Origin of the sequence: Mycolicibacterium septicum DSM 44393 (assembly GCF_000455325.1) — a bacterium.
In the GTDB taxonomy this organism is placed as follows: domain Bacteria; phylum Actinomycetota; class Actinomycetes; order Mycobacteriales; family Mycobacteriaceae; genus Mycobacterium; species Mycobacterium septicum.
The window spans coordinates 294,940-321,524 of the sequence record NZ_HG322951.1 but is presented as its reverse complement, the minus strand read 5'-3'; the positions used below and the strand labels follow the sequence as shown (position 1 = coordinate 321,524).

The window sequence follows — 26,585 nt, the reverse complement described above, 5'->3', positions numbered from 1 at the left end:
GCCGCCCCCGCCCCGGCAGCGCAGGCCCCGCCACCGGGGCCGGCCGGTGCGGCGACCACGCCGCCGCGCAACCGGCTCGACCCCGAAGCCGGCGATCCGCTGGACCGGCTGCAACAGATCCTGCGGGATGCGGCCAGGGGCTAGATTCGGGGAGTCGGGTCCGAGCGAAGGAACGGAATGGCTGTGGCAGACGGGTTGTCTGCGCGTGAGGCGAAGCGCCTGCAGACGCGTGAGCGGTTGATGGGTGCGGCGATCGCGGAGTTCAAGCGCGCGGGGATGGCCGAAGCGGACGTGGGCGCGATCGTGACCGCCGCCGGCGTTGCACACGGCACGTTCTTCTTCCATTTCCCCACCAAGGAGCACGTGCTCCTGGAACTGGAGCAGCGCGAGGAGGAACGGATCGCCAAGCAGTACACCCAGTTCCTCAAGAAGCCGCACAGCCTGGAGGAAGGGCTGCGCGAGGCCATGCGACTGGTGGTCGGGCTGGAGCGCAGGCTGGGCGGGGTGTTGTTCAAAGACTTTCTGGCCCTGCATTTCTCACAGACCCGGCCTCCTGCCCCGGACAGCCAGGAGCACCCGGTGATCTCCGGGGTGGCCCGCGAGATCGAGCTGGCCCAGCAGCAGGGTGAGGTCGCCGCCGACGTCAACCCGTGGAACAGCGCGGTGTTCTTCCTGCTCGGTTTCTATGCGCTGCTGATCACCACCAACGATTGGCCGACCCGCGACGCCCTGCTGGACGACTACGTGGTCAGAACCATGCGGAGCCTGTCCCCCTAGACCCGCCGGGGTCCCTGTCCAGCCGGCGAATCGTTGACTATAGTCAGTCAACAGTTCGGGACCGGCTAGCAGGAGGACCCTTGAATCTGCCGACCATCAGACCGCGCGGCACGGTCGCGTCAGGTGTGCGCGCGCAGTCGATCGACGACCACGACGAGCAGTCCCGGCTGGCTCAGCGCCGGGCGGACAAGTGGCTGATCGCCGGATCGCTACTGATCGGCAGCGCCGTCCTCGGCATCTTCGGGCTGCCCGTCTTCCTGCGCGGCGTGTGGTTGCTCCGCCAGGCTCAGCGGGACGGTCTGTCGGTGCGGCCGATGATGGTGACGCTGCTCGGCTATCTCGTCATCATCGATGCGGCGATCAACGCGATGGGTTGGTCGCTGGACCTGATCGGCAACCACTCCTTGCTGGCCAGGGTCCTTTTGACCGGCTGGGGCAACATGTTTGACGCCGGCTACTTCTGGCATTTCAACGAGCTCTGGGTGGGCGGTGCGGGTGGTCCGGGGGAGAAGGCCTGGGAGGTCGCCCTCATTCTCACGGTGTTCACCATGCGCATCGCCGCCGGCATCGGGTTCCTGCAGATGAAGCGCTGGGGACAGCAGTGGATGATCGTCACCTGCTGGATGGGCGTGGTGATCTGGTGCGGCTATGTCTTCAACATGACGATGTTCGCCGACGTCCGCTACGCCGGGGTGATCTTCCCGGTGATCGGCTGGTGGCTCTACGACATCTTCTACATCACCCCGTTCCTGGCGATCCCGTACCTGCACACGGTCAACCGGGAGATCTTCACCGATTGAGGCCTTCCAATATTGACTGAAGTCAGAAATATGACCGCGAAGGAGAACGCATGTTCTGGGAAATCTGCCGCTACATAGGCGCGTGGGGCGGCACCGCCCTGATCATCTGGTTCTGGTACTGGATGTTCTCCAACATCGGAACCTTCTGACTTCGATGGCCGATCACGACGCGATCGCCGTCGAACGCAGCTGTGCCCTGACCGCCGTCGCGCTGAGCGGCGGGCGGCGCGACGGGGTGCGGCTGGTCACCGGCGAGCAGCGTGGTTTCGGGTTGACCGCGGCGCTCGACCTCGTGCTCGTGCCCTACCCAGCCGGGGTCCCCGCCTGGACCCGACGCTCGTTGACCTGCGGGGTGGCACTGCAGTGCGCACCGTCGAAGGAGCGGCTCCTGGAGTACCGGCTGGGTGAGCTGTCCGGCCGGGAGCTCCGGGCCCTCAGCGTGGTTGAGGCCGGGGTGGCGCTGGGCTGGATCACCGCCCGGTGGCCCGGGCTGGTCGGCGAAATCCGAAGACTCCTACCGGAACTGGCGCACGCCGATGGCGATACGCCGGCCACCGAGATGCTGCAGCAGGCCGTTGAGCTGGCGCGCACCAACAGGTCCCTCGATGTCGATCCGCTGCTGGGCCGGCTGCCCGTGGCCCACACCGCGCCGGCCGGCCTGGCCGACGGGCTGCGCCGCAGATTCGGCCGGATGCCGTGGACCAGTACCCAAAAGCGCATGCCCAGGCCCTATTCCGTACCGGTCGGCGGGGACGGCGGAGTGCGCAACCCCAACCTCCCGCCGCCGAGCCGGCCACAGGACAACGACCTCGACGTCACCCCGCAGCACCGCCCCGGGATTCCCTACCCGGAATGGAACGCGTGGACCGACAGCTTCCTGCGCGATCACGTCGCCGTCGTCGAGCATCCGAAGCCGCCGCGCGGCCGCCAGTCGGCGCCGGTGTCGGCCGATCTGCGGGCCTGGTTCGCCGAACACACCCACCGCGCGATGACCGACCGTTTGGAGGACGGATCCGATCTGGACGTGGATTCCTATGTGCGCCACCACATCGACCTGGCCACCGGCGAGGCGGGCGAACCCCGGGTGTTCCGGGAGCTCTTGCCCGGCAACCGGGACGTGTCCACGGCGCTGCTGCTCGACGGCAGCTCGTCGCTGGGGGTGCACGGCGGCCGGATCTTCCGGCTCGAGCTGGCCTGCGCCGATGCGCTGTCGCGGGCGATGACCCAGGCTCGCGAACGCCACGGCATCTTCGTGTTCACCGGGAACACCCGTCACCGGGTGGAAGTCCAGTGCCTCAAGGACTTCGAGGACCGGCGGTTCGTCCCGCCGAGTGCGGCCGGCCTGGTCACCGGGGGATACACCCGCCTGGGCGCGCCGCTGCGACATCTGACCAGTCGCCTGCTGGCCCAACCCTCGGAGCGGCGGCTGCTCATCGTCATCGGCGACGGCCTGATCTCCGATGAGGGCTATGAGGGCCGCTACGCCTGGGCGGACACCGCGCATGCGGTCGAGGAGGCCAATGACGCCGGGGTCGCCGTGTACTACGTCGGCGTCGGGCCGACCCGCGTCGACCCGTTGCCCGAGGTGTTCGGACCACGGCGGTCCCAGCGGATCCGCCGGGTGGAGGAGCTGCCGCGCGTGCTGGCGCACGTGCACCGCGAGCTGGTTTCGGCCTGAGGACGGAAGGAACACCGTGAACACAGATGTCTATTACTCCAACGGCAACGAGATTCAGCTGTTCGAGCAGGCGTACGCCCGCCGGATCCCGGTGATGCTGACCGGGCCGACGGGCTGCGGCAAGACCCGGCTGGTCGAGCACATGGGTTCGTTGTTGCAGCGCCCGGTGGTGACGATCAGCTGCCACGACGACCTCACCAGCTCGGATCTGGTGGGCCGTTTCATGGTCACCGGAGGCGACGTGGTTTGGACCGACGGGCCACTGACCCGGGCGGTCAAGGCCGGCGCCATCTGCTATCTCGACGAGGTGGTCGAGGCCCGCCACGATTCGCTGGCCATCCTGCATTCGCTCACCGACCACCGTCGTGCGCTCTACCTGGACCGGGCCGGCGAGGTGGTGCGGGCACCGGAGACCTTCATGCTGGTGTGCTCCTACAACCCGGCCTATCGCAGTTCCCTCAAGGAGCTGAAACCCTCCTTCCGGCAACGGTTTGCCACGTTGCCGATGACCTACCTGCCGCCCGATCGGGAGGCCGAGGTGATCGTCGCGGAGACCGGCGTGGGCCGTGACACCGCGCAGCGCCTGGTGGCCTGCGCGACGGCGATCCGCAGCGCGGACGCCGCCTTCCATTTCGAGCCGCCCTCCACACGGGTGCTGGTCACCGCGGCGCAACTGGTTGCCGAAGGTGCCACCGAACTGGATGCCGCCCAGGCCTGCGTGCTCGCACCGCTGAGCACCGACGGCGCGATCAGCGACGGGCTGCGCGAGATCGCGGCGGCGGGCTTGCTCGACGGCACGACCCGGAACCGAGGAAAGGAAGTCTGATGAACGAACAGGAGCGAAAGCGGAAGCGGGCGTTGATCGTTCTGCAGGTGGTCATCTACGGCTACCTGTTCGCGATGTTCTGCATCCAGCTGTACATGTCGTTCGCCCGAGGGTGGTGGGATCTGTGAACCTGCCGTTGGCCCAGTCGGATTCGGTGTCGCTCGAAGATCATCACGAGCAGTCCCGGCTGGCTCAGCGTCGGGCCGACAAGTGGATGATCGTCGGGGCGCTGCTGATGGGCATGTGGATTCCCGGGCTGATCGGCTTCCCGATCTTCATGCGCGGGGTGTGGCTGCAGCGCCAGGCCCAGCGCGACGGATTGTCGGTGCGGCCGATGATCGTCACGCTGATCGGCTACCTGGTGCTGATCGACGGCGCGCTCAACAGCCTGGGCTGGGCGCTGGACCTGGTGGCCAACCACACCCTGATCAACCGTGTGCTGATGGTCGGCTGGGGCAACATGTTCGACGCCGGCTACTTCTGGCATTACAACGAACTGTGGGTCGGCGGTTCGGCCGGGCCGGGTGAGAAGTCGATGGTCTTCGGCATGATCATCACGGTCTTCGCGATGCGTTGCGCCGCCGCCATCGGGTTCCTGCAGATGAAGCGCTGGGGCCACCAGTGGATGATCGTCACCTGCTGGATGGGCGTGCTCATCTGGTGCGTCTACGTCTTCAACATGACGATGTTCGCCGACGTCCGCTACGCCGGGGTGATCTTCCCGGTGATCGGCTGGTGGCTCTACGACATCTTCTACATCACCCCGTTCCTGGCGATCCCGTACCTACACACGGTCAACCGCGAAATCTTCTCCGACTGAACAACTTCGAAAGGAGCGCATTGTGTCGAGCCCCACAGAAAGCACTGAGACAGAACAAGACCCGGCCCAGGATCTGCCGCCGGGCACCACCCCGTACTACGCGAACATGCACAAATGGATCAAGCGGGCCGTGCTGGTGTGTCTGGTCGCCCTGGTCGTCGAAGGCGCGTTCACGTTGCCGTTCATGGCCGTCTACTACGGCTACCCGACCCTGAGCATGACCGAGATCTGCAGCGAACTGCTCAAGGTCCGCTATTCCGACGACACGCTCGAGTGCAAGCACCCATACCCGATGTTCGGTCCTCCGGAGGGTGCCGAGGGCAAGGACACCGCCCGCGACGAGTGGGGTATCCAGCCGACGCCGAAGTACGACCGGTTGGGCTTCCGCGAACTGGTGCGCCGTCACGAGGAACGCCTGGCCCGCCAGGCTCAAGAACAGCAGCCCGGGTAGGGACCGGCCGTGCCCAAATCGCCTGAAGAGCATGCCCGCAACTGGGACCTGCGCCACGAGGACTTCAACGATCACGACCTGCTCTACGAGGTGTATTCGGTGATGCGCCGGCAGGCGCCGATCGCGCGCACCGAGTCACCGTTCTTCCCGACCGACGGCGCCTGGGTCGCGGTCGGTTACGACGAGTGCTACCAGATCGCGCAGGACTGGCAGCACTTCTCCAGCAATCCGACCCCGGAGGGTGCCCTGCAGGCCGGCGGTGATCTGGTGATCACCCTCGACCCGCCACGACAGCAGAAGTTCCGAAAGGTGCTCAACCCGTACTTCTCTCCGGCCCGGATGAAGGCGCTCGCACCGCAGATCCGGGCCGAAACCGACCAGCTGATCGATGCTTTCATCGAGCACGGCTCGGGGGATCTGGCTCAGGTCGCCTGGCAGCAGCCCGGCATTGTGTTCTTCAAATATCTGCTCGGCATGCCTGTCGGCGATGTCCCGTTGTGCATCGAGCTGGTCGACACCGCGCTCAACGGCGGTACCGAGCAGGCCCGCATGCTGGCCTGGGGCGGGTTGTATCAGCATCTGCACGATGCGGTGTCGGCCCGGACGACCGCACCTGCCCGCGACGACATGATCGACGTGCTACTGCATGCCGAGATCGACGGGGAACCGTTGCCGTTCAACGACATCGTCGCCAATGCGATTCTGCTGGTCCAGGCCGGGCTGGAAACTACAGCCAGCGCAATGTCTTTCGCATTCCACTACCTGGCCACCCACCCCGGCGAGCGCGACCGGCTGATCGCCGAGCCCGAGATCCTGCCGAGGGCCGTCGAGGAGTTCATCCGCTTCGCGGGGTCGATCCACAGCCTGCCCCGCACGGTGGCCAAGGACGCCGAGTTGAGCGGGCAGCGGTTCTGCCCTGGCGACTCGGTTCTGATCAACTACGCGGCGGCCAACCGGGATGCCGACCAGTTCCCGGATCCGGATCGCTGTGTGCTGGACCGCTCGGCGAACCGGCACCTCGGCTTCGGGGCAGGTGTGCACCGGTGCCTCGGCTCGAATCTGGCGCGCCTGGAGTTCGCCGTCGGACTCGAGCAGGTGCTCGCCCGGATGCCCGATCTCGCGTTGGATCCCGAGGGCACCGCAGTGTTCCACGGCAACTCCGTGACGCGTGGCTACCGCCGGATCCCGGTCGTGTTCACGGCGGGCGAGCGGTCGACTGTGTTGCGGGGACCTAACGATTCGGTGGTCTCTCGGGGTTGACGCTCGTGTGAGCAGCAAAGCCGTGGTTCAGTGGTAACCGATGTCTGGTACCTGGTCCCCGCGTCGCTGTATCACCGCTGCGGTGACGGCGGGTATTTCGTTGCTCGCGGTAGGGATTCCATCGGCCACGGCCGCCCCGGCCAGTGATGCCCGGGGGTATGTCGATTCCACGGCGCGGTGTGCCAGTGCGGACGCGACAGTGCTGTTCGGCAGCACCGACGCCTCACGCGTGGCGATCTGTTCGGTGCCGGGCGGCAAGTACGAGTACCGCGGTGTGCGGTTGCGCGACGGCGCCAAGCTGATCGTGCCGGCCACGCGCAACGACGACGGTGCGTTCCACGTCGAGAACGCGGGGATCGAATACCTGGTGACCCCGAAGTCGCTCGTGCTCAGCGTGGGGGAGAAGGTGATCCGCGAGGAGGCGATGATCGACTTCCACCGTCCGGGAGCGCCCGCCGCAGCGGACTCGCCGAAGTCGCCGGGCGCGGCGCCCGCTCCGGCCACAGCGGCGCCCACACCGACGACCCCGCTACCGCCGCCGCTGGCGGCCGAAGTCGGTGGCGGCGGCGCCCGTCGCTGACCGCTCAGCTCGCTGACCTGCGCGATCGTTCGCGGCATTGAACGCGAGCGATGAAAATGATAATCATTAACGGTATGCGTGAATGCTCGTCATCCCTGCCGGCGCCGGATCTGGACCGCCTCAGACCCGGAACGATCTGCCTGACGGTTCCGCTCGTCGACGACGTCGTCCAGGTGGGTATCGGCGGCGACTTTTCGACCACCGCCGTCGCCGTCTCGGTGACGGCGTCATCGGTGCGGATGCGCAGGCTCGACGGTCGGCCGCTGCAGGTGCACATCGTCGAGGGCTGGCGCGATGCGGCCAACCCGGGGACGGCGACCGCGGTATTCGCCGAGGCGGTCGAAGCTCTGGTGCTCGAACGCCACCGGGGGTGCTGGGTCCCGGGCCCGGGCCTGCGTGCTCGGGTCGTCGACCTCGATCGGTTCGTCGGCACGCTCGCGCGATTCGCCCTGGTCAAGCAGGAACGGGCCGCCGATCAGGCGGTCGGCGCGGCGTAGGCCTGCAGATACTGGGTCAGTGCCCGTTCCCCCTCGGTGAGGATCGCCCGGTCTTGTCCCGGGCCGGCGTGGAACGCCATCTCCAGCAGGCGATCACCCATCTCCACCGCAACCATCGTCACCAGCGGGTCGGTGCCCTCGCGCAGCAGACCCCAGTGCATCAGCCCGGCGTGCAGGGCGTTGGCGAACTCGGCCCGGCGCGCACGCGGATCGGCCAGCAGTCCGCTGGCCAGGCTGGTGTAGTGCAGGTTGACCAGGTGCGGGTGGTTGCGAAGGTGCTCGTAGTGGAATTCGAAGATGCCGTGGGCGACCTCGGCCAGGCTGGTGGGGGCCAGCGCGGCCAGGATGGCCGCGCCCTCGGCGTCGCGCCGGTCGAGGTGGTCGGCGACGATCTCCTGCAGGATCGCGTCGCGGTTGGGGAAGAACTGATAGACCGTCGCGACCGGGACTTCGGCCCGATGGGCGATGGCGCGGGTGGTGACGGCGTCTACGCCCTGGGTTTCGAGGAGCTCGAGTGCTGCGGCCCGGATTCGTTCGACCCGTCGTCGGCTGCGCTCCTGCACCGGCTGTCGTCGCCGTAGTGGCTTGTGGGTGACCACCTACAAATCGTCGCACATAGATAACATGAACCCGATTCATGTTAACCATTGTCCGAATGTCCCAGGAGTGGCCAGATGACCGCACCGACCTGGTTCGCCGCGCCGCCCGAGGTGCACTCCGCGCTGCTGGCCAGTGGTCCAGGGCCTGGATCGATGCTGGTCGCCGCGGGTGCCTGGCATGACCTGGCGACCGAGTACGCATCGGCGGCGTCCGAGCTGACCGCAGTGCTCGGTGTCGTGCAGGCCGGCGCATGGGAGGGGCCCAGCGCCGAGCGCTATGCCGCGGCACACGGTCCCTACCTCGCGTGGTTGAGCTCACAGAGCGTGAGTAGCGGCCTGGCCGCTGTCCAACACGAATCGGCGGCGGCCGCCTACTCCACAGCGTTGGCCGCGATGCCGACACTGGGGGAGTTGGCCGCCAACCATGTCGCCCACGGTGTGCTGTCGGCGACCAATTTCTTCGGCATCAACACCATCCCGATCGCCGTCAACGAAGCGGACTACGTCCGGATGTGGCTCCAGGCCGCGACCACCATGTCGACCTACCAGGCAGTATCGGGGGCAGCCCTGGCGGCGGTGCCGCAGACTGTGCCGGCACCCATGGTGGTCGCCCCTGGAGCCGGCGAGACCGGTTCGGCGATGGCCGCGATGGCGCAGACCGATGCCGAGTCCCGAGCCGGCGAATCCGGTACCTCGCTGAACATCGCCGACACGATCTGGCAGTTCCTGGAGGACTATCTCGCCACCGCCCCGGGCGGTCAGGAAACCATCGAGTTCCTCAAGAACCCAGAAGCCATGATCCAGGCATTTCTCACCGGCTTCGCGACGAATCCGGTGCAGGCACTCATCACTTGGGGGCCGACCTTCTTCCTGGTCAGCTACAACCTGGTGTGGGGCTGGCCGCTGTGGTGGACGATCTACGGGCTGTTGCTCGCGTCGCCGCTTCTGATGGCGGCCTCGCTGGGGCTGATCGGTCTGGTCGGTCTGGTGCCGCTCTCCGGCGAGGCCCCACCCGCGGACGCGGGTGCCGACACACCGGCGCAGTCACCGGTTCGCGCCGAACACAACAACATTCAACCGCTGGCCGCACTGCCGACCACAGCGGCGGGCGCGGGTGCCGCGTCAGGCGGATCGGCCCCGGCGGCCGGTGGTGGTGCCACCGCGGCGCCGGGCGTCACCTCGACCATGGCGGTGCCGTACGCGGTGTCCGGACTCGACCCGGACGAGGGGGTCGGCCCCACGCTCACCGAGGGCACCGGGGCAAAGGCGCCGGCCGCCGGCATCGTCGCGTCGAGTTCGGCGGCGGCCCTGGCTGCCAAGCGGGCCAGGCGTAGGTCCCGGCGCCGCCGCGGTGCGGATCTCAAGGAGCGCGGCTACCGCGACGAGTTCATGACCATGGACGACGACGCCGGGCCTGCCGTCACCGCAGCGCCCCGCGTCGAGGCATCCGACCGTGGCACCGGAAAACAGGGTGCGGCAGGGGGATTCACCGGTACACGGCACAACGCCGGGGTTGCCGATGCAGAGGGGCTGGTGACGCTGGAGAGCGATCCACTTCGCGGCGGTCCGACCAACCCGCTGTTGCCCGGAAGCTGGCGCGAGGGATGACTCCGCATTGGTAGCGTGGGAGCGGTGTCGATACTGTCCACGCCGATTGTGGCCGATGCCCTGGCCCGTTTGTTCTCGGTCGGAGTGAGACCGGGGCCCATGCGTGGCGTCCGGTTCCCCGAAATCCCCGGCCGCACAACGCTTGTGCAGATACCTACCCGTCATGGTGAGGTTGCCGCGACGGTGTATCACCCGCCCTCGGGTGAGGAGAAGCCCGCGGTGTACGTGAACGTGCACGGCGGGGGTTTCGTGGTCGGGCACCGCGAACAGGACGACCCGTGGTGCCGGTTCCTGGCCGAACACGCGAATGTCGTTGTGGTCAACGTCGATTACCTGTTGGCCCCGGGACACCGGTTCCCCACGCCGGTGGAGCAGATCTATGACGTGCTCGGTTGGGCCGCGGCGCCCGAGCGGGACTGGGACGGCACCCGGCTGTGCGTCGGAGGCCAGAGCGCGGGTGGCAGCCTGTCCGCGGGCGCGGCGAGGCTGGCTTTGGAGAACGGCACAGCGAACGGCGGGCCGAAGATCGCATTGCAGATGCTGCACTACCCACCGCTGGACCTGGTCACCGCCACCAAGGACAAACATTCCCCGGTCGGCGCCAAGGCGGTGCTGAAGCCGTGGATGGGTGAGGTGTTCGACACCGCATACGTCCCTGATCGTGCGCAGCGCACCGACCGTCTGGTCTCCCCGGTCTGGGGGACCAACGCCGACGGGCTCGAGGGGATCGCCCCGGCGCTGATCGTCACCGCCGAGTACGACCGGCTGCGCGACGAGGCGTGGCAGTACGCGCAGAAGCTCGATGCGGTGGGCGCCCTGGCCGAGTATCACGAGGTGCCCGGGGTCGATCACGGCTACAACATCATGAGCAGTGCGGCCGACGTCACCCGGCGCGTCTACGAGCGCATCGCCGGGCACGTCCGCCGCGCTACCGCACCGTGACGCGGATCTCGTTGGGGAGGTCTTGCGGGAAACCGCTCTGTATTTAGGATTGCCTTACCTAAATATGTAAGGGCGGTCATGAGGAAGATCCAGGTAGCAGTCATCGGCGCGGGCCCGGCAGGCATCTATGCCGCCGACATCCTGACCAAGGAGTACGAGCACGCGCGCGTCGACGTATTCGACCGGCTGCCTGCGCCTTACGGGCTCGTGCGCTACGGCGTGGCCCCGGATCATCCGCGGATCAAGGAGATCATCAAGGCGTTGCGCCGGGTGCTCTCCCGTGACGACAACGTCGTGCGATTCATCGGCAACGTCCACTACGGGACCGATCTGACCCTGGCCGATCTGCGTCGTCACTACGACGCGGTGATCTTCTCCACCGGGGCACGGGCGGACCGGGCCCTCGAGATCCCCGGCATCGAACTGCCGGGCAGCTACGGCGCGGCAGACTTCGTGTCCTGGTACGACGGGCATCCCGAAGTGCCGCGCACCTGGCCGCTCACGGCGAAGCACGTCGCGGTACTCGGCGCGGGCAACGTCGCACTCGACGTCGCCCGGATGCTCGCCAAGCCGGCCGACGAGCAGCTCGGCACCGAGATACCCGGCAACGTCTACCAGGGCCTTGCCGCCAATCAGGCCACCGACGTCCACGTGTTCGCCCGCCGCGGGCCTGCGCAGATCAAGTTCAGCCCCATGGAGTTCCGCGAGCTGTCGCACTCGCCGAGCGTCGACGTCATCGTGCATCCCGAGGGCTTCGAGATCGACGAGGCCAGCCAGCACGCCATCAACACGAGCAAGTCGACCCGGCTCGTGGTGGACACGATGATGAAGTACCTGCAGCGTGAGCCGACCGGCGCGCCGCACCGGATCCATCTCCACCTGTGCCAGGCGCCCGTGGCGGTGCTGGGCACCGACCGGGTCGAGGGGCTTCGTACCGAACGAACCGAGCTCTGCGGGGACGGAAACGTCCGGGGGACCGGAGAATTCACCGATTGGCCGGTCGAAGCCGTGTACCGAGCCGTCGGCTACCTGTCCACCCACCTGGCGAACCTGCCGTTCGATCACCACGCCGGGGTGGTGCCGAACGACGCGGGCCGGGTGCTCGACATCGACGGCGGGCTGATCGATGCGGCCTACGTGACGGGATGGATCAAACGCGGGCCGATCGGCTTGATCGGGCACACCAAGTCCGACGCGGCCGAAACCGTCACGAGCCTGCTCAACGACCTGCCGGGCCTGCGGGGCCCCGAAACCGCCGACCCCGACGCGATACTCGCGCATCTGGCGGCCGGTGGTGTCGACTACACCACTTGGGCCGAGTGGGAGCGCCTCGACGCCCACGAGGTGTCGCTGGGCGAGGTGCAGGGCCGTGAACGCGTGAAAGTGGTGCCGCGCGAGGACATGGTCCGGGCCGGCCGCGACGCACTCGTGCGTGACTAGCCCAGCGAGCTGTGCACGGCCAGCGTGGCCGCGACGGCGTTGGCCGCCTCGGCGCCCTTCTTGACGAAGTGCTTCGTGAAGTAGTCGACGTGCTCGTCGTGCTCGTGGAAATGGTGCGGGGTGAGCACGACCGAGAACACCGGCACGTCGGTGTCGAGTTGCACGCGCATCAGTCCGTCGATCACCGCGGTGGCCACGAAGTCGTGGCGGTAGATGCCGCCGTCGACCACGAGTCCGGCCGCGACGACCGCCCGGTAACGCCCGGTGAGCGCCAGACGCTTTGCGGTGAGCGGAATCTCGAAGGCGCCGGGAACCTCGAAGAACTCGAGGGCCGCGGGGTCGAAACCGTGGGTGCGGATCTGCTCGGTGAATCCCTCGCGGGCCTTGTCGACGATGTTGCGATGCCAGGTGGCTTGCACGAACGCGATCTGAGTGGCTGCGTCAGACATGTAGCGACGCTATCGCACGCCGAGGTAGGCGTCCGCCCAGGCGCCGATGATCCGTCCGGCGCGTTTCGCCTGCCCGGGCCCGGTCAGTAGGTGCTCGGAACCTTCCAGGGAGACGAAGCTGCGCGGATGGCGGGCGGCCCAGAAGATGTCGCTGGCGTTCTTGATGCCCACGGTGTTGTCGGTGGGGGAGTGCAGGATGAGCAACGGCATCTTGAGGGCCTCGATCTTGTCGCGCAGCTCGGCGGCCCGGACATCTTCGACGAACGACCGCTTGAGCGTCAGAGTCTTCCCCCCGACCATCCACTGGCCGCTGCCCTCGGCGAACACCTGGTCCAGGCATGCGTCGTACTGATGCTCGACGTGTCCTACGTCGAACGGCGCACCCACGGTCACCACGGCCCGCACTCCGGGGGATCGCCGGGCCGCGGCGATCACTGCCGAACCACCCCATGAATGCCCGATCAGGATCTCGGCCGGCGTCCCGCGCTCGGACATGAACTTGCAGGCTTCGACGATGTCGTCGGTCTTGTGGGTGAACGAGCCGTCACCCCAGTCGCCCTCGGACCCGCCCAGGCCCAGCGCGTCGTAGCGCAGCATCCCGATGCCGTCGCTGGCCAGCTGTTTGCAGATGCGCGAAGCCGCCGGAGAGTCCTTGCCGAGGGTGAACCCGTGTGAGAAGACGCCCCAGCCGCGGATCGGCCCGTCGGGCAGGTCGATGACACCCGCCAGCATCGGACCCGTCGAACTGGGGAAGGTCACACGTTCAGCCATGCCGGTGGTTTACCACGGTGCGAGCAACGCCGCGACGATGCCACGGAGCTCGTCGGCATCCAGCTCGACGCCGCCCAACCCGTACAGGATCAGCCGCGACAGCAGATCGTCGCCGACGCGCCTGCACCGGTCGGCGATGAGGACATCGATGTAGGCGTCGAGCGCGTCGCGGGAGCGGGCATCCAACTGGGCGCCTGCCCAGCGGGACATCTGAGGCCAGTCGCTCTGCGGTATTCCGAGCGCCGTGTACACGTCGGTCTGCGTCAGTGAAACGGTCATGTCCCGACCATTCTCGCGGGGTCGAGCGCCACGATCCCGTTTTGCGGCGCATCTCACGCTGCCCGCGGAATGAGATGTGAGAGGTACCTGTGTGGCTGCCAGCAGGCCTCCGTAATGTGGAGTCTCCGGTGGAGTGCGGGCATCGGCCCGTGACGGGCAATGTGGCCCGCCCGCCGGGTAGGTATGTCGTCAGATGTGGAGCAAGTTCGTGCCCCTGAACACCATCGCGCTGGAACTCGTCCCGCCGAACCTGGAACGCGGCGTGCAGTACCCCGTCGACGAGGCGCGGAAAGTGCTCGCCCTGGCTGCCGAAACCGGCATCGAAGGCCGGATACAGCACGTCATGATCCCCGGGATGATCGACGAGGACGACGACCGTCCGATCGAGATGAAGCCGCGGATGGATGTCCTGGACTACTGGAACATCCTGCGCCCCGAGCTGCCGGGCCTGCGCGGCCTGTGCACGCAGGTCACCTCGTTCCTGGATCAGGAGTCGCTGGGCAAGCGCCTGACCGACCTCAGCGGGGCCGGTTTCGACGGCATCGCCTTCGTCGGCGTGCCCCGCACCATGAAGGACGGCGAAGGTGAGGGCGTCGCCCCTACCGATGCCCTGTCGATCTACGAGGAGCTGGTGCCCAACCGTGGCGCCATCCTGATCCCGACCCGTGACGGCGAGCAGGGCAGGTTCAACTTCAAGTGCGAGCAGGGCGCCACGTACGGCATGACCCAGCTGCTGTACTCCGACGCCATCGTCGAATACCTGACCGAGTTCGCCGAGACCACCGACCACCGGCCCGAGATCCTGCTGTCCTTCGGTTTCGTGCCGAAGATGGAGACCAAGGTCGGTCTGATCAACTGGCTCATCCAGGACCCGGGCAATCAGGCCGTGGCCGCCGAGCAGGAGTTCGTCAGCCGGTTGGCCGAACTCGACCCGGCCGACAAGCGCACGGCGATGGTCGACCTCTACAAGCGGGTGATCGACGGGGTGGCCGAGCTCGGCTTCCCGCTGAGCATCCACTTCGAGGCGGCCTACGGGGTGTCGAAGCCGGCCTTCGAGACCTTCGCCGAGATGCTCGCCTACTGGGCGCCGGACCGCGCCTGATCGGCGCGCCCATCGTGGCGCCGGCCGCCCGGGGGCTGAACCGCGCCGTGAAAGCGCTCGGCCAGCCAGTACCGGAGGTTGCTCCGGACGGCGCGCCCGATCAGGCGGGGCGACGGAGCGAGGTAGAGGCTGTCGAGCAGGCTGGTGCGCCGGAGGAACCACTCGGCCAGCACCGGATCGGCCTCGGCGGCGGCGAGAAACTGATCGAACAATCCGTACATCGGCCGGTACCACCATGGCCGGTCACCCTGGGCGCCGTGCTCGGCGTGATCGGCTACCGCGTTCATCAGCCAGACCGGATACGTGGTGCGCGCCGTGGCCTTCGCGAGGTTCGCGGCGAGGTCGCCGGTTCCGGAGCCGAGCACCTTGCGAAGATTGGCGGCTTGGATGGCCGTCATGGTGACGCCCTGGCCGAACGTGGGATTGAGGCTGACGACAGCGTCCCCGAACGGCACGATTCCGCTTGGAAGGCTTGACAGTTTGTCGTAGCGGCGCCACCTGCTGGCCGGATATCGGTGAAACGTCATGTCTCCGAACGGTTCTCCCGTTCTCAATGCTGAACTGATATGCGCGGGCACCAGGGTTTCGGCCAGCCGGCAGATCCCGGCCAAGTCGCGCGGGGGTTCGGTCTTGGCCACCCCGAACGTCGTCACCGTCCAGATGCCGTCCTCGTGGAACAACATCCCCATCCCCAACGGCCGGTCGCGTGACGCGCCGACCAGCACCATCTTCTCCGCAAGCAGTCCGCTGCGAATCAGCACCCGGTGCGACGCATAGGTGACCCCGACCTGTACCGCGTCCTCTCTCGGAGGTTCGAATCCCCACTCCCGCAACCACACCGGAAGGCGACTGCCGCGGCCGGAGGCGTCGACGACGAGATCGGCGGGCACTGGTTCACCGTTGTCGAGAGTGATGCCGGTGACCCGGTTGGTCTCCTCGTCGAACTGCGGGTGAGAGACGCCTTGATGCACCACATCGACCGACGGCATGGCGGTGACGCGCTTACGGATCTGCCACTCGAGTTGTCCGCGGCTGGGCACGTAGGCGGTGAACCTGTCGTTCAACCGTTGTCCGGTACCCAGGACATGGCCGGCAGCCGCGAAGTAGATGGATTCGGGTTCGTTGCGCACCACCGGAACACCTGCGCCGGCGATGTCGTCGAGCAGGCCGGGGAAGATTCCCTCCAGTTCCTGCGCTCCGCGGGCCATCAGCAGATGAACGTGCTGGCCCTGCGGTATGGCACTGCGGTTGGCGGGCCCGTCGGGCAGCGCGTCGCGTTCGTACAGGGTGACGCGGTCGAAGTGGTTCGACAGCACAGCGGCCGCGCACAGACCCGCGATGCTGGCTCCGATGACCACGGCGTGGGTCGCACCTGAGTTGCGATGGGCCGGGAACGTCTCCGCACTCTTGTTCACCAAAATGTCCTCCTACAGGTCCAGGACCAGCGGCCCGGATTCGGATCCGGCTCGGGAGACGCAGACGAGCATCTGCCCCGACCGGCGTTGTCGATCGGTCAGGACGGCGTCTCGGTGCTCTACATCGCCGGTGAGCACCCGCTGAACGCAGGCTCCGCAGAACCCCCGTTGACACGAGAAGCCCATGTCAGGCACGACAGCCCGCAAGGCAGCCAAGGCGCTCTGGTGCGCGCCGACCCACACACTCCTGGCGCTGCGCGCCAGCCTGATCTCGAACGGAGTCCCGGCGACAACCGGTGGCGGTGCGAACTGCTCAGCATGCAATTCCATGCCCGAACCGACGGGCAGGGTCCGGCGCACCGCGGCCAGCATCGGCGGCGGACCGCAGACGTAGACCGCCGTCTTCTCATCCACCCCGTCGAGCAGTTCTGCGGTGCCGGGTCGACCATGTTCGGCACTGGTGTACACCCGTACCTTGTCGCCCCAGACCGGCAGCTCATCCAGGAACGGCAGACTGTCCCGTTGTCGGCCGATGTAGGACAAGGACCACGGCACATCGAGGCGCTCGGCGAGCCGGACCATCGGCAGGATCGCCGCGATGCCGATACCGCCCGCAATGAAGTGGAGCTTTTCGGCCCGCGACGCCGAACCGGGCACGGGCATCATGAATCCGTTGCGCGGATCGCTGATCCGGACGGTCTCGCCCACCTCGAGCCCATGGACTTCCACCGAACCGCCACCGCCCCAGGGGATCCGGCGCACGGCGATTCGATACTCCCGGGTGCGGGCGGGATCCCCGCACAGGGAGTACTGGCGTGTGCGCCCGGAGGGCAGGTGAAGGTCTATGTGTGCGCCCGGGTGCCAGCCAGGCAGCGGCGTACTGTCGCGGGCCTCCAGCACGAGTTCGACGACGGTGTCGTCGCGCGCGACAGTGCGTCGATCCACGACCAGCATGGCTCGGCGGTTGATGCCGTAGCCGAGCTCGGGAAGGTCCCGATCCCCGCCCAGATGCGTCACCACGGATACGAAGTGGGACACGGCTGCCCCCGCCAATCGGATGGTGACATCGGGGCGAGAAGTTCGGTACAGCCCTGGCGGAGGTTCACCGGAATACGGTCTGAGCAGCCGCCGTACCGGCCGGGGTAAGCGGCGCACGCGAGCGTCGTCCGCCTCAGGCATGGGCCGCGCGTCCCGCCGGCGAAGTGGCCAGATATGCCACCGCTTGCGCGGTGATGCCCTCGTCGGCCGGGTTGTAGTCACGCCTGAGGAACCGCAGCCCCGAGCGCATCATGAAGCCCGCAGTCGGGATGGTTCCGCGCTTGCCGGAGGCGCGCAGCTTCCACAGGATGCGCAGGTACCCCGGATTCGGTAGCGCCGGATCCTCGTGGACGAGGAACTTCGTGGCCCTCAGCAGCAGCGTGAAGAACGCGACGCTGACCAGGACACCCGATATGGTCTGCGCGACGAAATCCATGCCGAAGTACCGGGCGACGTTGTAGGACACATGGCGGTGCTCCACCTCCTCGGCGCCATGCCACCGGTAGAGGTCGCACAACATCGGATCGACGTCCATGTCGTCCCAGGAGTTGTTGAGCGCCCAGTGGCCCAATACGCCGGTGAAATGCTCTGCGGCGCAAAGCGCATGGGTCCCCGAGGCCAGCGCTCTACGCCGACCCGGTCCGGTGTCCTCGGGCATTCGCCGGTCGAACTGGTCAGCGACCCACTCCAGTTGGCGACAAAAGGGCTCCGGATCGATCCCGTGCCGCCGCACATACTCGACAAGAACGTCGTCATGAGTCTTGGCGTGCACCGTTTCCTGGCCGATGAAGCCGATGATCTCCTCCCGCAGGCGCTCGTCGCGCACGTACTCCAAAGCACTGGACAGCAAATTGCTGAACCATCGTTCGGCGACCGGCAGAAACAGATTGAGCGCCGTCACGACATGCGAGCCGTAAGGATCCGCCGGAATCCAGTGCAAAGGCGCGGTCTCCCAATCGAACTGAACATGTCTTGGGCGCAGGGCCACTTCCTCGGGGGTGAACTGGTCCGCGACGCCATGGTTTGAAATCACTCCCGTGCGGCATACAGATGCCATCACTGCCCCCACTCGTTGGGGGACGGCATCCATCGCCGCCCCTCAATCGGTATTCGGAGCGGCGGGCGTGGCGGATGTGCCCTGAAGCGAAAATCCGCCTCCTGGAACCTCGGCAACAGTCGGAGTGATCCGCGAGGGTGTCGGCTCCGAATTACTTGAGCGGACGTGATGAACCGGCGCGTTCACCCGCACCTGTCAGAAAGGTGGACTCGACAAATGCCCAGTTTGATGCCGCACTTTGCGGACGTGCAGGCCCACTACGACCTGTCCGACGACTTCTTTCGCCTGTTCCTGGACCCGACACAGACATACAGCTGCGCCTACTTCGAACGTGACGAGATGACGTTGGAGGAAGCGCAGCTGGCCAAGATCGACCTGGCCCTCGGCAAGCTTCGACTCGAACCCGGAATGACGTTGCTCGACGTCGGCTGTGGCTGGGGAGCCACGATGCGGCGGGCGATCGAACGCTACGACGTCGACGTTGTCGGGTTGACGTTGTCGAAAAATCAGGCCGCACACGTGCAGGCGACGTTCGATGCGATGGACAGCCCACGACGCAGGCGCGTGATGTTGGCAGGTTGGGAGGAGTTCGACGAGCCGGTCGATCGCATCGTCTCGATCGGAGCGTTCGAGCACTTCGGTCATCAGCGGTATCCGGCGTTCTTCCAAATGGCCTACCAGGCGCTGCCGGCCGACGGGGTGATGTTGCTTCACACGATCTGCGGGCTGCATCCGAACGATGCCCGCCGGTTGGGCGTGCCGATCACATTCGAACTCGCCCGCTTCATCAAGTTCATCCTGACGGAGATCTTCCCCGGCGGACAGCTGCCCTCTGCGCCCATGGTGGAGCAGCGGGCAACCGAACAAGGCTTCGGGTTGACCCGCGAGCAGTCACTGCAACGGCACTATGCGACAACGTTGGACTTCTGGGCGGCAGCGCTGGAGTCCAATCGTCAGCAGGCCGTGGATATCCAGTCCGAGGACGTCTACCAGCGCTACATGAAGTACCTGACCGGCTGCGCGAACTTGTTCCGCAAGCGCCAGGTCGACGTCATCCAGTTCACCCTGGAGAAGTCGGGAGCACGGTGAACGATCGAATGCCACTACCCACTGACCGATACCGGCGCATCTGATGGCCGATCCAGGGCGGCCGGACGGCGATCTGGACAACGTGCTGAGGCGGGTGGCCCGGCAAGACGCCGCGGCATTCGCGATGTTCTATGACAGTACCCGCGCAAGGGTTTTCGGGCTGGTCAGCCAGATCCTCCGAGATCCGGGTTACAGCGAGGAAACCACGCAAGAGATCTACCTGCAGGTCTGGCGCAACGCGGCGTCGTTCGACCCCACGATGGGATCGGCGATGGCATGGCTGGTCACACTCGCGCACCGACGTGCAGTGGATCGGGTCCGGTCCGAGGAGGCCGCCCATCGCCGTGACTCCAGGTACGCGGCGACCTCGGGCGAACCGCCGGTCGACGTCGTGGTCGAGCGGGCCACGTTGTCCGAAGAACACCGCCAAGTCGTCGATTGCCTGGACGGACTGTCCGATGTTCAGCGGCGATGCATCGAGCTGGCCTACTACCGCGGCCTGACCTACCCGCAGGTGTCCGAGCGGATCGCCGTCAACCTCGCCACGGTGAAATCACGAATTCGGAATGGGCTGCGGAACCTCCGCCGCTGTATGGGGACGGCATGACCGGACCGGCGGAATCCGAACTGCTCGAGTTGGCGGCGCTCTATGCACTGGACGCCGTCTCAGACGGCGAGCGCATGGAAATCGACCGCAGGGTCGACGCTGCGCCTGCCGAGGTATCCGCAGCGTTCAACGACGAGCTGCGCGCCATACGGGAAATGATGGCCGTGTTGTCCAATCTCACCGCCGTCGAGCCACCCCCGGCTCTGCGGGAGCGGATCCTGTCCGCCATCGAGGTGCCGGTGCTGCGTCGAAATCGTTGGCGCACAGCCGCAGTCGCGGCCGCGGCAGCAGTAGTCATCGCCGGTGTGGGATTCGGTGCAGGCGTCGCCCTGCGGCCACCGTCACCGCCGCCGTCGGCGGCCGAGCAGGTGCTCGACGCCACGGACGTACGGTCGGTCAGCACGGTCGTTCCGGCCGGCGGTACGGCTACGGTCGTCTACTCCCGCGAGCGTGATACCGCGGTGCTCTTCTTGAGCAGGGTCAACCCACCCGCAGCCGACACCGTGTACCAGATGTGGTTACTCGATGACGGAAAGCCGCGGTCGGCGGGCGTATTGGGGGCTGCCGCCGTCGGCCCGTCGACGACCGACGTCGTCCGTGACCTCGGCGCCGCGAACACCCTCGCGTTCACGGTCGAACCGGGCACGGGTTCCGAACAACCGACAGGGGAGATATTCGCCCAGCTGCCGCTGGAGTGACCGGCGTCCGCTACCGGCGGGCCGGTCAGCCCTGACCCATCGCCGCGGTGACCGCCTGCGCGATGAACCGCACGGCGTCGTTGCGTGGAACCGCGGCCATCAGTTGTGCGGCGGCCTGGGTTTCGGCGCCCACCAGGCATGTCGGTCCGTCGGTGAGGTTGGCGAACGCGGCCGCCACCACATCGTCGACGGCGGCTGCCCCTGATGGGGCGAGGTCTGTGGACTCGATCTGGCCTCGTTCGTGCTCGAGCCTGCGCAGTGCGGGGGTGTCGGTCTTGCCGAGGATCAGCCCCAGCACATCGACGCCTTTGTCGTGCAGTTCGGTCCACAACGCCTCGGCGAACACCATGTCGAACGCCTTGCTCGCACCGTAGGCCACCATGTTCGGGCCGCCGGCGAATCCGGCGCCCGACCCGAACATGATGATGCCGCCGCGGCCCCGATCCACCATGGGCTGTGCGTAGTGGTGGCACAGCTGCATCGGCACCATGCAGTTGCGCTGCACCAGCGATTCGGCGTCCGAGAGCGGCCCGGACAAGAACGGTGCGAACTTGGGATCGGCACCCGCGCAGTACACCAGGAAGCCGATGTCCAGATCCGCGGTCGCCGAGATCACCGCGTCGGCGGCCCCGGGTGCGGCCAGATCGATTGCCAGCGTGCGGGTTCGCGCCCCGGTGCGGGCCGCGATACCTGCCGCGACGTCATCCAGGACGGCCTGGCGCCGGGCCAGCAGTGCCACGTTGAGGCCGCGCCGGGCCAGCTCTTCGGCCATCGCCGAGCCGACCCCGTCGGAGGCCCCGGCCACGAGTGCCCACGGCCCGTACTTGTCCGCGAATTCCATTGACGTCTCCCTAGACAGCTGTGACTCGGACCGGGGTGAACTGTCGCCGTGCGATGCGCCAGCCGTCGGCGGTACGCACCAGCTCGTCGTCGTAGAAACCGATGGCGTTGACGCCGGAGTTGTTGTCCTGCGCCATGATCAGCCCGTCGATGTAGGTCCGCGCCGTTGCCGAATCGCCATCGACGGCGATGGTGTGGTTGCTCAGCCGGTGCATGGTGTGCCCGGCCATCGCGTGGGATCGATCCATGAACTCGGTGACCGCGTCCACCCCGTTCCACTGCCCGATCTCGCCGTAGTCCAGCACGCAGTCGTCGGTGAACACGGTCCGGAACAACGGCCAGTCCCGCCGGTCGATACCGGTCGCGTAGCGGACCAGCACGTCGACGATGTCCAGGCGGTCTTCGTGGTAGGTCATGCGTGATCTCCGTTCGGATGCACAATGATTCGGGCCGGCCCTGCCGACCGGCGGGCCAGGTCGAGGGCGTCGGGAACCTCGTCGAGCGGCACCACCATGCCGATGCTGGGTGTCGGGTCCAGGTCTCCGGCGACGATGGCGCCCAGCGTCCCGTACCAGTCCTGCGGCCACGGCCCGCCGCCGAACTGCAGGGTCACGCCCTGGCGGGTGGCGGTCGTGATGTCGAGGGTGTCGCCGGTGTACCAGCCGCCGGCGCAGTAGATGCGGGTGCCCATGTCGGATTCCTCGACGATCCTCTGGATCAGTCCCGACGCGCCGACGCATTCGAACACCACGGCCGCGCCCCACAGGTTGCGTTCGGCGCGCACCTCGCGCCAGGCCTCCATCGGTGAGCGTTCGGCCGGGTCGACGGCGATGTGTGCGCCGAACTCCTTGCAGGCCAGTGCGCGTCGATCCGCCTGGTAGTCCGAGACGATGATCGGTTCGACACCGCGGCGGGCCAGCGCCGCCACTGCGGACAGCCCGATCGCGCCGGCACCGATCACTATGGGGACCTCGCCGGGTTCGAGTCGAGCGCTGCGGACGTAGAACTCGCCGACCGCGAAGGCGTCGGTGAGCGCGACGGCATCGTCGGAGGCGTCGCCTGTGACGGCGCGGGCGATCCCTTCGGTGACCACCACCAACTCGGCGAAACTTCCCGGCGAATCAGGGTGCTGGCCGATGATGTGTGCGCCGTCCGCGCCGCCGTTGATCAGTTTGATGGGGATCGAGGTGACCCGGGTGCCCACGGGGAACTGGTCGCCGCAGCCGGGACCGTGGCCGATGACCTCGCCGACGAACTCGTGGCCGAGCACCACGTCCTGCGCGGTGTCGTACAGCGATCGGCCGGTCGGATCATTGAGCCCGAGTTCCGGGTGGTCCATGAAGTGGACATCGGACGCGCAGATCGCGGTACTGCGCACCCGCAGCAGGAGCTCGCCCGGACCTGGTGCGGGATCGGCGATCTCACGCACCCGGAGTTGACCGGCCCGGAGGACGACTGCGCGCATGTCACCTACCATTTCTCGAATAATCGAGATAGTCTCTCGAATTAACAAGACCGACTGTAGGAACCGTCCAGAGGGGAGTCAAGGGTGCGTGGTGCGGGCTCGGCGCCGACAAGCCGGGTGCTCGACGTGATCGAGTTGCTGGCGAGCGCCGGCGATGCGCGGTTGCGGTTCTCCGACGTGGTCAGCGCGCTGGACCTGACGCAGGCCACCGCGCACGCGATCCTCAAGACCCTGTGCGACCGGGGCTGGCTGATCCGTGATCCCGTGGACAAGACGTTCGCCATCGGACCGGGCCTGGCCGTGGTGGCCGCCCGAACCGAGGCCGTGCGCCCGCTGGCACATGCGGCCCGCCTTGCCGCGCAGGAACTTTCACAGCAGCTCGGCTATGCCGCCTCGGTGGTCGAGCGGGCCGCGGAGGAGCTGGTGATCACCGCCTTCGAAGGCGCGGGGCCACGGCCCGCGGGCACGCCGGGCGATCGGATCCGGTACGCACCGCCGTTCGGCGTCGCCTTCGCGGCCTGGGACTCGCCTGCGCAGCAGCGGGCCTGGATCGACCGGGCGCCCACGACGGGCGATGCTCTCACCGAACGGCTCATCGAGGTTCTGGCCCAGACCCGGGAGCGGGGTTTCGACGTCGACTGGACGACGCCGGAGCTGACCCGGGCGGCGCAGATGGTCGGCTCGCTGCCGAGTGACGGACTGCCCGACCACGTCCGCGGCATCACCGATCAACTGCTCGCCGAGTTCACCACCATCGGCCTGGCCCCGGCCGGAGCCGCGGCGGGCAAGTCGCAGCCGGTGGCCACGATCGCCGCACCGGTGTTCGACGCTCACGGCCGGGTCGCGCTGATCCTGTCGGTACACCCGCTGCGACCCATGACCGCACGCCAGGTGGACGCCGCTGGACAGCGGGTCAGGCGGGCGGCCGATCGGCTGAGCCGACCGTGAAGCTGAACTCCGCAACCCCGTCGACACCGCCGGACACCACATCGCCGGGTTGCATCGGACCGACGCCGGCGGGGGTTCCGCTGTAGATCAGGTCGCCGGGCGCGAGATCGACGGCAGCCGAGATTGCGCTGATGACCTCCGGCACCGACCAGATCAGGTCCTTGAGGTCACCGTGCTGCTTGAGTTCGCCGTTGACCCGCAGCCAGATCTCGCCGCTGTCGGGGTGACCGACTTCGTCGACGGGATGGATCGGGGTGCACGGGGCGGATGCGTCGAAGCCCTTGGCCCAATCCCAGGGCCGGCTGAGTTTCTTGGCCTCGTCCTGCAGGTCGCGCCGGGTCAGGTCGACGCCGACACCGTAGCCCCAGACCAGGCCCAGCGCGTCCTCCGGTGCCACGTCGCGGCCACCGGCACCCAGTGCCACCACGAGTTCGATCTCGTGGTGGAACGACGAGGTCAGCGACGGATAGGGGACGGTGCCCGCCGCATCGATCACGGCGTCGGCCGGCTTCATGAAGAAGAACGGCGGCTCCCGGTCGGGGTCCTTGCCCATCTCCCGCGCGTGGGCCGCGTAATTGCGTCCGACGCAGAACACCCGCCGCACCGGGAAGCGCTCGGGCCCGGTGCTCACCGGGAGCGACGCCTGCGGTGGGAGTGGGATCACGAAGTCGGCCATGGGAACCATCTTCCCCGGCCGGCGTCAGAACGCGTCGTTGTCCAGTCGCATGACCTCGTCGTCGACCGACTCGACCACCTCGCGAACAGCCGTCAGCAGCGGCAACATGTTGTGCGCGAAGAACTTCGCCACCGCGATCTTGCCTTCGTAGAACGGCCGGTCGCGGTCGGCGGCCTGCCCGGCCAGCGCGGTCTGGGCGGCCTGCGCGCCGACCAGCAGGCGCCAGCCGATGAGCAGATCGCCCACCGCCAGCAGGAACCGCACCGAGCCGAGGCCGACCTTGTACAGCTGCTCGGGCTGTTCCTGAGCGGCCATCAGGTAGCCGGTGAGCGTGGCCGCCATCGACTGCACATCGGCCAGCGCAGTGGTCAGGCGTGCGATCTCGGGTTGAAGACCATCGGTGTTGGCCTCGATCGTCGCCGAGATCTGGGCCGCGACGTGGGCCAGCGCCCCACCCTGATCGCGGACGATCTTGCGGAAGAAGAAGTCCAGCGCCTGGATGGCGGTGGTGCCCTCGTAGAGCGAATCGATCTTGGCGTCGCGGATGTACTGCTCGATCGGGTAGTCCTGCAGGTATCCGGACCCGCCGAGGGTCTGCAGCGATTCGGTCAGGATCTCGTAGGCCTTCTCGGAGCCGACGCCCTTCACGATCGGCAGCAGCAGATCGTTGACGCGGTGCGCCAAGCCGGCATCGGCGCCCGAGACATGTTGCGCCACCACAGAATCCTGGTGCGCGGCGGTGTACAGGTACACCGACCGCAGGCCCTCGGCGTAGGCCTTCTGGGTGAGCAGGCTGCGCCGCACGTCGGGATGCTCGATGATCGCGACCCGCGGTGCGGTCTTGTCGGTCATCTTGAGCATGTCCGAGCCCTGGATGCGGTCCTTGGCGTACGCCAAGGCGTTGAGGTAGCCCGTCGACAGGGTGCCCGCGGACTTCACCCCCACGGTCATGCGGGCGTTCTCGATCACGCGGAACATCTGCGCGATCCCGTTGTGCACGTCGCCGACGAGATAACCGACGGCCGGGGTGCCGTGCGCGCCGAAGGTGACTTCGCACGTCGGCGACGACTTGATACCCATCTTGTGCTCGAGTCCGGTGACGAACACACCGTTGCGCTCCCCGAGTTCGAGGGTCTCCGGGTCGAAGTGGAACTTCGGGACATAGAACAGGCTCAGCCCCTTGGTGCCGGGACCGGCGCCCTCGGGACGGGCCAGCACGAGGTGGAAGACGTTCTCGGCGGTGTCCCCGACCTCGCCACCGGAGATGAAGCGTTTCACGCCATCGATGTGCCAGGTGCCGTCGGGCAGCGCGATGGCCTTCGTGCGCCCGGCGCCCACATCGGATCCGGCATCGGGCTCGGTCAGCACCATGGTGCCGGCCCAGCCCTTGTCCATGCTGATACGAGCCCAGCGCTGCTGCTGCTCGGTGCCGACCTCGGCCAGAGTGTGCGCCATCGCCGGGCCGAGCCCGTAGAAGAACATCGCCGACGGATTGGCGCACATGATCATTTCCTGGATGGCCCACACCAGCGACGCGGGCGCCGGTGTCCCGCCTGCGTTCTCGGCGATCCCGATGCGCCACCACTCGGCGTCCTTGACGGCCTGCACGGTCTTGGCCAGCGGGCCGGGCACTGTGATCTCGTGGGTGGCCGGATCGAACTCGGGCGGATTCCGGTCGGCATCGGCGAACGACTCTGCGACGACGCCTTCGGCAAAGCGGGCGACCTCGTCGAGCATGGTCTGTGCGGTCTCTGTGTCGAGGTCACCGAAGGCGCCCGAGTCGAGGACCGGACCCAAGCCGAGAACCTGGAAGAGATTGAATTCGATATCGCGGACATTGGCGATGTAGTGAGCCACGATGGGCAAGCGTCAC

30 protein-coding genes are annotated in these 26,585 nt (G+C 67.3%); 18 read left to right on the top strand and 12 right to left on the bottom strand.

The window, feature by feature from the left end; genetic code table 11:
- Positions 1-177 precede the first annotated feature (177 nt).
- The 10 genes from TX88_RS01590 to TX88_RS01545 all read left to right on the top strand — a co-directional run bounded on the left by TX88_RS01590 (position 178) and on the right by TX88_RS01545 (position 7,689).
- On the top strand, positions 178-777 hold the full coding sequence (locus TX88_RS01590) for a TetR/AcrR family transcriptional regulator (RefSeq protein ID WP_044514148.1): 600 nt from the start codon (positions 178-180) through the stop codon (positions 775-777).
- A gap of 80 nt (positions 778-857) precedes the next feature.
- The gene (locus TX88_RS01585) at positions 858-1,577 is read left to right on the top strand and encodes a hypothetical protein (protein WP_044514146.1); all 720 of its coding nucleotides are present in this window, start codon (positions 858-860) and stop codon (positions 1,575-1,577) included.
- A gap of 154 nt (positions 1,578-1,731) precedes the next feature.
- Complete coding sequence (locus TX88_RS01580; protein ID WP_209446943.1) at positions 1,732-3,255, top strand: nitric oxide reductase activation protein NorD; 1,524 nt, start codon at positions 1,732-1,734, stop codon at positions 3,253-3,255.
- A 16-nt stretch (positions 3,256-3,271) separates the two neighbouring features.
- Complete coding sequence (locus tag TX88_RS01575) at positions 3,272-4,081, top strand: CbbQ/NirQ/NorQ/GpvN family protein (RefSeq protein WP_044514144.1); 810 nt, start codon at positions 3,272-3,274, stop codon at positions 4,079-4,081.
- The gene (locus TX88_RS35510; RefSeq protein WP_036430807.1) at positions 4,081-4,209 is read left to right on the top strand and encodes a hypothetical protein; all 129 of its coding nucleotides are present in this window, start codon (positions 4,081-4,083) and stop codon (positions 4,207-4,209) included. The genes TX88_RS01575 and TX88_RS35510 overlap by 1 nt, the downstream gene beginning before the upstream one ends.
- Complete coding sequence (locus TX88_RS01565; RefSeq protein WP_044514140.1) at positions 4,206-4,901, top strand: hypothetical protein; 696 nt, start codon at positions 4,206-4,208, stop codon at positions 4,899-4,901. The genes TX88_RS35510 and TX88_RS01565 overlap by 4 nt, the downstream gene beginning before the upstream one ends.
- Positions 4,902-4,920: 19 nt before the next feature.
- Positions 4,921-5,352 (top strand): hypothetical protein, encoded by a 432-nt coding sequence (locus TX88_RS01560; protein WP_044514138.1) that lies wholly within the window; start codon positions 4,921-4,923, stop codon positions 5,350-5,352.
- Positions 5,353-5,361: 9 nt separating this feature from the next.
- Positions 5,362-6,612: a cytochrome P450 gene (locus TX88_RS01555; RefSeq protein WP_044514136.1), complete on the top strand. Its 1,251-nt coding sequence runs from the start codon at positions 5,362-5,364 to the stop codon at positions 6,610-6,612.
- A 40-nt stretch (positions 6,613-6,652) separates the two neighbouring features.
- Positions 6,653-7,192, top strand: a complete 540-nt coding sequence (locus TX88_RS01550) for a hypothetical protein (RefSeq protein WP_044514134.1) — start codon at positions 6,653-6,655, stop codon at positions 7,190-7,192.
- A gap of 74 nt (positions 7,193-7,266) precedes the next feature.
- Positions 7,267-7,689 (top strand): hypothetical protein, encoded by a 423-nt coding sequence (locus TX88_RS01545; protein WP_044514132.1) that lies wholly within the window; start codon positions 7,267-7,269, stop codon positions 7,687-7,689.
- Here the strand turns inward: TX88_RS01545 and TX88_RS01540 are convergent.
- Positions 7,668-8,288, bottom strand: a complete 621-nt coding sequence (locus tag TX88_RS01540; protein WP_044514130.1) for a TetR/AcrR family transcriptional regulator — start codon at positions 8,286-8,288, stop codon at positions 7,668-7,670. The two genes, TX88_RS01545 and TX88_RS01540, sit on opposite strands and share 22 nt — an antisense overlap.
- Positions 8,289-8,363: 75 nt before the next feature.
- On the opposite strand from TX88_RS01540, the gene TX88_RS01535 reads away from it, so the two are divergent.
- The 3 genes from TX88_RS01535 (at position 8,364) to TX88_RS01525 (ending at position 12,278) form a co-directional block, all read left to right on the top strand.
- Positions 8,364-9,896, top strand: coding sequence for a PPE domain-containing protein (locus TX88_RS01535; protein WP_044514129.1), 1,533 nt, complete (start codon positions 8,364-8,366; stop codon positions 9,894-9,896).
- Between the two features lie 24 nt (positions 9,897-9,920).
- A complete protein-coding gene (locus tag TX88_RS01530) occupies positions 9,921-10,838 on the top strand; it encodes an alpha/beta hydrolase (RefSeq protein ID WP_044518989.1) in 918 nt (305 codons plus the stop codon).
- Positions 10,839-10,916: 78 nt separating this feature from the next.
- A complete protein-coding gene (locus tag TX88_RS01525; RefSeq protein ID WP_044514126.1) occupies positions 10,917-12,278 on the top strand; it encodes an FAD-dependent oxidoreductase in 1,362 nt (453 codons plus the stop codon).
- On the opposite strand, the gene TX88_RS01520 is transcribed toward TX88_RS01525, so the two are convergent.
- From TX88_RS01520 to TX88_RS01510, 3 genes are read right to left on the bottom strand one after another with little or no spacing between them, the layout of a single operon-like run.
- A complete protein-coding gene (locus TX88_RS01520) occupies positions 12,275-12,727 on the bottom strand; it encodes a 6,7-dimethyl-8-ribityllumazine synthase (protein ID WP_044514125.1) in 453 nt (150 codons plus the stop codon). The genes TX88_RS01525 and TX88_RS01520 overlap by 4 nt on opposite strands.
- A gap of 9 nt (positions 12,728-12,736) precedes the next feature.
- On the bottom strand, positions 12,737-13,498 hold the full coding sequence (locus TX88_RS01515; protein ID WP_044514123.1) for an alpha/beta hydrolase family protein: 762 nt from the start codon (positions 13,496-13,498) through the stop codon (positions 12,737-12,739).
- Between the two features lie 9 nt (positions 13,499-13,507).
- The gene (locus TX88_RS01510; protein WP_044514121.1) at positions 13,508-13,777 is read right to left on the bottom strand and encodes a hypothetical protein; all 270 of its coding nucleotides are present in this window, start codon (positions 13,775-13,777) and stop codon (positions 13,508-13,510) included.
- A 193-nt stretch (positions 13,778-13,970) separates the two neighbouring features.
- Here TX88_RS01510 and TX88_RS01505 point away from each other — a divergent pair, with 193 nt between their 5' ends.
- Positions 13,971-14,879 carry a mycobacterial-type methylenetetrahydrofolate reductase gene (locus TX88_RS01505; protein WP_110917867.1) on the top strand — a complete coding sequence of 303 codons (909 nt, stop codon included), beginning with the start codon at positions 13,971-13,973 and terminating at the stop codon, positions 14,877-14,879.
- Here the strand turns inward: TX88_RS01505 and TX88_RS01500 are convergent.
- From TX88_RS01500 to TX88_RS01490, 3 genes are all read right to left on the bottom strand, one after another.
- Positions 14,855-16,294 (bottom strand): FAD-dependent oxidoreductase, encoded by a 1,440-nt coding sequence (locus tag TX88_RS01500; protein ID WP_044514119.1) that lies wholly within the window; start codon positions 16,292-16,294, stop codon positions 14,855-14,857. The two genes, TX88_RS01505 and TX88_RS01500, sit on opposite strands and share 25 nt — an antisense overlap.
- Before the next feature lie 12 nt (positions 16,295-16,306).
- Complete coding sequence (locus TX88_RS01495) at positions 16,307-17,332, bottom strand: PDR/VanB family oxidoreductase (protein ID WP_244438315.1); 1,026 nt, start codon at positions 17,330-17,332, stop codon at positions 16,307-16,309.
- A gap of 133 nt (positions 17,333-17,465) precedes the next feature.
- The gene (locus TX88_RS01490; protein ID WP_244438313.1) at positions 17,466-18,365 is read right to left on the bottom strand and encodes a metal-dependent hydrolase; all 900 of its coding nucleotides are present in this window, start codon (positions 18,363-18,365) and stop codon (positions 17,466-17,468) included.
- A gap of 240 nt (positions 18,366-18,605) precedes the next feature.
- Here TX88_RS01490 and TX88_RS01485 point away from each other — a divergent pair, with 240 nt between their 5' ends.
- The 3 genes from TX88_RS01485 to TX88_RS01475 are packed head-to-tail and all read left to right on the top strand — an operon-like array spanning position 18,606 to position 20,783.
- Positions 18,606-19,478 carry a cyclopropane mycolic acid synthase family methyltransferase gene (locus TX88_RS01485; protein ID WP_044514115.1) on the top strand — a complete coding sequence of 291 codons (873 nt, stop codon included), beginning with the start codon at positions 18,606-18,608 and terminating at the stop codon, positions 19,476-19,478.
- 43 nt (positions 19,479-19,521) lie between these two features.
- Complete coding sequence (sigK, locus tag TX88_RS01480; protein WP_044514112.1) at positions 19,522-20,085, top strand: ECF RNA polymerase sigma factor SigK; 564 nt, start codon at positions 19,522-19,524, stop codon at positions 20,083-20,085.
- Positions 20,082-20,783, top strand: a complete 702-nt coding sequence (locus tag TX88_RS01475) for an anti-sigma factor (protein ID WP_044514110.1) — start codon at positions 20,082-20,084, stop codon at positions 20,781-20,783. The genes sigK and TX88_RS01475 overlap by 4 nt, the downstream gene beginning before the upstream one ends.
- 25 nt (positions 20,784-20,808) lie before the next feature.
- On the opposite strand, the gene TX88_RS01470 is transcribed toward TX88_RS01475, so the two are convergent.
- The 3 genes from TX88_RS01470 to TX88_RS01460 are packed head-to-tail and all read right to left on the bottom strand — an operon-like array spanning position 20,809 to position 23,088.
- Entirely contained in the window at positions 20,809-21,624 is an 816-nt protein-coding gene (locus TX88_RS01470) for an SDR family NAD(P)-dependent oxidoreductase (RefSeq protein ID WP_044514107.1), read from the bottom strand.
- Between the two features lie 10 nt (positions 21,625-21,634).
- Positions 21,635-22,039 carry a nuclear transport factor 2 family protein gene (locus TX88_RS01465; protein ID WP_044514105.1) on the bottom strand — a complete coding sequence of 135 codons (405 nt, stop codon included), beginning with the start codon at positions 22,037-22,039 and terminating at the stop codon, positions 21,635-21,637.
- Positions 22,036-23,088 carry an alcohol dehydrogenase catalytic domain-containing protein gene (locus tag TX88_RS01460; RefSeq protein ID WP_044514102.1) on the bottom strand — a complete coding sequence of 351 codons (1,053 nt, stop codon included), beginning with the start codon at positions 23,086-23,088 and terminating at the stop codon, positions 22,036-22,038. Before TX88_RS01460 ends, TX88_RS01465 begins: the two co-directional genes overlap by 4 nt.
- Before the next feature lie 117 nt (positions 23,089-23,205).
- Here TX88_RS01460 and TX88_RS01455 point away from each other — a divergent pair, with 117 nt between their 5' ends.
- Positions 23,206-24,036 (top strand): IclR family transcriptional regulator, encoded by an 831-nt coding sequence (locus tag TX88_RS01455; protein ID WP_044514099.1) that lies wholly within the window; start codon positions 23,206-23,208, stop codon positions 24,034-24,036.
- On the opposite strand, the gene TX88_RS01450 is transcribed toward TX88_RS01455, so the two are convergent.
- Both TX88_RS01450 and TX88_RS01445 read right to left on the bottom strand, forming a co-directional pair.
- Complete coding sequence (locus TX88_RS01450) at positions 24,002-24,712, bottom strand: fumarylacetoacetate hydrolase family protein (protein WP_044514097.1); 711 nt, start codon at positions 24,710-24,712, stop codon at positions 24,002-24,004. The genes TX88_RS01455 and TX88_RS01450 overlap by 35 nt on opposite strands.
- Positions 24,713-24,736: 24 nt before the next feature.
- Entirely contained in the window at positions 24,737-26,569 is a 1,833-nt protein-coding gene (locus tag TX88_RS01445; RefSeq protein WP_044518986.1) for an acyl-CoA dehydrogenase, read from the bottom strand.
- Positions 26,570-26,585: the final 16 nt, after the last annotated feature.